This is a genomic window from Cupriavidus sp. KB_39 (assembly GCF_052114485.1).
In the GTDB taxonomy this organism is placed as follows: domain Bacteria; phylum Pseudomonadota; class Gammaproteobacteria; order Burkholderiales; family Burkholderiaceae; genus Cupriavidus.
The window spans coordinates 1-4,541 of the sequence record NZ_JBFREV010000086.1 but is presented as its reverse complement, the minus strand read 5'-3'; the positions used below and the strand labels follow the sequence as shown (position 1 = coordinate 4,541).

The 4,541-nt window shown below is 61.6% G+C and carries 3 protein-coding genes and 1 pseudogene; all 4 read right to left on the bottom strand.

Features of this window, described 5'->3' with window-relative positions:
- Positions 1–430: pseudogene (locus AB4Z27_RS28470) on the bottom strand (hypothetical protein); the annotation flags it as partial.
- 41 nt (positions 431–471) lie between these two features.
- The gene (locus tag AB4Z27_RS28465) at positions 472–1,467 is read right to left on the bottom strand and encodes a T6SS immunity protein Tli4 family protein (RefSeq protein WP_441645906.1); all 996 of its coding nucleotides are present in this window, start codon (positions 1,465–1,467) and stop codon (positions 472–474) included.
- Positions 1,468–1,716: 249 nt separating this feature from the next.
- Entirely contained in the window at positions 1,717–2,784 is a 1,068-nt protein-coding gene (locus AB4Z27_RS28460; protein ID WP_441645905.1) for a T6SS immunity protein Tli4 family protein, read from the bottom strand.
- Positions 2,781–4,367, bottom strand: coding sequence for a lipase/acyltransferase domain-containing protein (locus AB4Z27_RS28455; RefSeq protein ID WP_441645904.1), 1,587 nt, complete (start codon positions 4,365–4,367; stop codon positions 2,781–2,783). The genes AB4Z27_RS28460 and AB4Z27_RS28455 overlap by 4 nt, the downstream gene beginning before the upstream one ends.
- Positions 4,368–4,541 lie beyond the last annotated feature (174 nt).

Below are 4,541 nucleotides of genomic sequence, written 5' to 3'. Positions count from 1 at the left end.
TCTGCCATTGATGCGTATCGTTGAGCGCCCCTTCAAGCCACGCGAGGAACTCCCCATAGCTCATAAATGCCACTTCGCCCCAGCCTCGCCGCCGCATTTCCGCTGTCGACAGGGGGGTCTCGGACGGGAGCTTGCCGCCGCCGTACACAACTGTGTCCTCCGGATTCAATGCCGCCTTCCGCTCGGCCGCATTTCGATTCATCCAATGGAACACGGTACTAACGCTATCCAGAAGCCAAACGGGGTTCTCTTGCTCATCCTTATCAGCCAAATTCGACCCCATCACCCCCGGCACGAACACCACCGGTATGACCCGCCGCGACACCAGATAACAAATCGCCTCGGTCTTTCCCTTCGACATGACGGATCGATACCGCACGGAGCCGTCTTCCTGAATCTCGGGCGGGATAATGCGTTGCGTGACTTCCATGACATCACCGTTGTTGTTTGACGTTGACCATCGCCGGCTTCTCAGAGAGCACCCGGCCTRGGCCGCAGGGTGCGGGACACGGCGTCCCATAGGGCCAGCGCCTGCGCCTCCGTCAGCGAGGCCTTCTTCAACGGCTCTTCCAGACCCGTGGGGCCGCCGTTGCTCAGCTTGACGGCGACGAACGGTGTCTCCGGGCTGCCGGTCGTGGCGTTGCTCTCCAGCCGGAACGCCTGCCCCTGGACGTTCGTCACGATCATCGGCCCCGCAACAACCATCTCCTCGCCCCGGCCACCCGGCAGCTCCACCGTGCCCCTGCGTAACGTCTTCCCGTCATCGAGCACGCGTTGCGCAGCGGCAATCGGGCCGCCCCGCCACAGCAAGGAGGTCTTCTCCTGAAGGCTGGAATGGGTGAATACGTTGAAGTAGACGTCGGGATATGCCGGCAAATTGAAATCGACGTCGACCTGCTCGTCATCCTTCGACTTGCCCAGGAGAATCCCGCCGGGAACGCAGAGGCCGGGCTCCGTGGGAATGGCGCCGTCTGGCCGGCCGCGGAAGCTGGTGAGCATTTCGAACACCTGTGTGGCGGCGCGAGGCACGTCGTTCTTGACCGCCATCTGCCGTACAAGCGGATCCTTGGTCTGATCTGGCTTTGTGTAGTCCGAGGATCGAAGTTGGATACTGATGAAGACACCGTTCTCCCAGCGATACCCTTCCAGCACCCGGTTTCCCGGATCGTCCCCGATCGAGCCACGATGTAGGAAGTAGCGTGAATGTTCATCCCACGCCGGCGCGTTCACGTACAGGAAGGGATGCGCATCGATGCTTCGCGTCTTGGTGAGTTCGGCCTCCCGAGCCGCCATCGCTTTCCGGAACTCCTCCAACGACATGGCCATGGTCTCAACGATGGCACCTTGCATCTTCACCATGCCGCCCAATTCGACTTGCGCAGGCATATCGATGAGATAGCGCCCCACGCATTGCGGGACGAGCCGGGTAGTCAGTGCCTGGATGGCTTGTTGTTCTTGCTCGGTCATTTTCGGAGRGAAATCRCAGCCKGCAAGCGTCAGGCAMAGGCCGGCGGTAAAGAGTCTGCGGGTTAGCTTCATTTGCCGTAGGCCATCGAGGTGAGCTTGACGGCATCGGTGATCTTCACGATCGACCAAAGCGTAAAGAGTTAGATGGGTAGCGCCTTGTAGGCACCGCACGGAGCCGTCTTCCTGAATCTCGGGCGGGATAATGCGTTGCGTGACTTCCATAGCATCAGGTTGGCAATCGCCAGCTTTTCAGAGAGCACCCGGCCTGGGCCGCAGGGTCCGGGACACGGCGTCCCATAGGGCCAGCGCCTGCGCCTCCGTCAGCGAGGCCTTCTTCAACGGTTCTTCCAGGCCCGTGGGGCCGCCGTTGCTCAGCTTGACGGCGACGAACGGTGTCTCCGGGCTGCCAGTCGTGGCGTTGCTCTCCAACCGGAACGCCTGCCCCTGCACGTTCGTCACGATCATCGGCCCCGCAATAACCATCTCCTCGCCCCGGCCACCGGGCAGATCCACCGTGCCCCTGCGTAACGTCTTCCCGTCATCGAGCACGCGTTGCGCAGCGGCAATCGGGCCGCCCCGCCACAGCAAGGAGGTCTTCTCCTGAAGGCTGGAATGGGTGAATACGTTGAAGTAGACGTCGGGATAGGCCGGCAAATTGAAATCGACGTCGACCTGCTCGTCATCCTTCGACTTGCCCAGGAGAATCCCGCCGGGAACGCAGAGGCCGGGCTCCGTGGGAATCGCGCCATCCGGCCGGCCGCGGAAGCTGGTGAGCATTTCGAACACCTGCGTGGCGGCGCGAGGCACGTCGTTCTTGGTCTCCATTTTCCGCACGAGCGGATCCTTGGTCTGATCGGGCTTTGTGAAGTCCGAGGATTGAAGCTCGATCCTGATCAACACACCGTTCTCCCACCGGTAGCCTTCCAGTATTCGATGTCCCGGATCGTTGCCGATCGAGCCACGATGCAGGAAGTAGCGTGAATGCTCATCCCACGCCGGCGCGTTCACGTACAGGAAGGGATGCGCATCAATGCTTCGCGTCTTGGTGAGTTCGGCCTCCCGAGCCGCCATCGCTTTCCGGAACTCTTCCAGCGACATGGCCATGGTCTCGACGATGGCACCTTGCATCTTCACCATGCCGCCCAATTCGACTTGCGCAGGCATATCGATGAGGTAACGCCCCACGCATTGCGGGACGAGCTGGGTTGTCAGTGCCTGGATGGCTTGTTGTTCTTGTGCGGTCATTTTCGGAGGGAAATCACAGCCGGCAAGCGTCAGGCACAGGCCGGCGGTAAGGAGTCTGCGGGTCAGCTTCATTTGCCGTAGGCCATCGAGGTGAGCTTGACGGCATCGGTGATCTTCACGATCGACCAAAGCGTAAAGAGTTGGATGGGTAGCGCCTTGAAGGCGCCTTCGTGGTCGATGCCACGATAGGCAAGACAGACCTTTGTCTTTCCTTTTGGCGCGGCACCCGAGCGGAGCGGGACCGTACCGTCACCGCTTTCTGCTGCGGGTTGGATCTGGAAGACCGYACGAACGGTGTTTTCACCGCGCCGGGTGTGGACGGCGATCTCCCCGGTGCCCTTGTTCGCCACTACCTTGCCCTCCAGCGGGTCATCGACCGGCAAGCCTCTTGCGGGCCCGAGGCCTGCCTGATGGCGTCGCTGCCATGTCACCTCGCCCCAGCTCTTGTGATTGGCATCATCACCAAAGAAGGCGTACGAGTTCGGATGGTATCGACCGGAGATTGCCTGATGAAACGGCCTGACGTCATCCTTGACCATCGATTCATATGTCTTCCAGTCGCGCTCGAGGGTCTCCTTCTTCTTATCCGCAGGATTGATCAGCTTGTCATCGCATAGGCTCCACCATCGTCCTCGCTTGATATAGATCTCTTCGTATGGATCCGAATTAGGCAACGTCACCACACGGTCCCCATCCCGAAACTTCAGCCACCGCATGCCGTACTCCGGCGTTGGCAGCAGTTGCAGCGGGCCCGGTGACTGTGCGAAGACCGCAGTCATTTCCTCCGCATCGCAGCCCAGTGCCCAGCCAGCCGGTTTTTCCGTTCCCGCCTTGACGCGCTTGTAGGCGGCCGGCGCGCCGGTGGCGGGCATGACGCCATGCACRACGCCCAGCACCCGGTCGCGCCCGCCCAGCACTTCGGTGTAGCAGCGTGACACCAGCCCGCCCATGGAATGCGTGACGAGAATCACCCGGTCGCACATGAATCCCTGCTTCCGGTAATAGGCCATGAATGCCTCGACGCGCGCCTTYAGGTGCTCCGCCGATGCGCGGTTCGACTGCAGCCAGTTGTAGCCCACGGCATGCACCGGGTATCGGTATTTGTAGGACAGCGCCACCTCCGCACGCGTCAGCGGCTGTACGCCCACGCGTTGCACGGTGTTGGGCTCCATCAGTTGCGAGCGCACGCCCGTCAGGAAGTCGTGGGTGTCGTTGAGGGCGTTCTCCAGCCAGGCCAGAAACCCGCCGTAGCTGATGTGGGCGATCTCTCCCCAACCACGGCGCCTCATCTCGTCTTCCGTCAGCGACGTCCCGGTMGGGAGCTTTCCGCCGCCATAGACGGAAGTCGTYAGYGGGTCCAGCATGATCTTGCGGAACTCGGCGCCTACGGGAATCCAGGTCGCCGCGTCGGCCATGCTGTCGAGCAGCCATACAGGCTCCTTCGTCAGTTCAATCTCGCCGTTGAACCGCCGTCTGGGTCGTAATCCAAGCAGATTCGACCCCATCACCCCCGGCACGAACACCACCGGAATCATCCGGCGTGACACCAGATAGCAGACCGCAACGCTGTCGTCCGGCGGGGTCATGACGGAGCGGTAACGGACCGAGCCGTCCGCCTGGATTTCGGGTGGAATGATGCGTTCTCTTGCTGCCAAGATGGGGTCCTCAGGATTTCAATGGGCAAAGCAGGTCGACGCTCTCGGCGAAGAGGCTCTTCTGCAGCGACGTCTTGCCTTCCGCATCGGCCGCGCCACGAATGCGGCTGCCGTCGTCGCGGAGCACGGCATACGACTCATGGCTGGCGGGCTCGTCGTCGAACGGCCAGCGGA

Excerpts from the sequence above, each read along its gene's own strand:
- AB4Z27_RS28460 (WP_441645905.1), bottom strand. The coding sequence starts at position 2,784 with ATGAAGCTGACCCGCAGACTCCTTACCGCCGGCCTGTGCCTGACGCTT.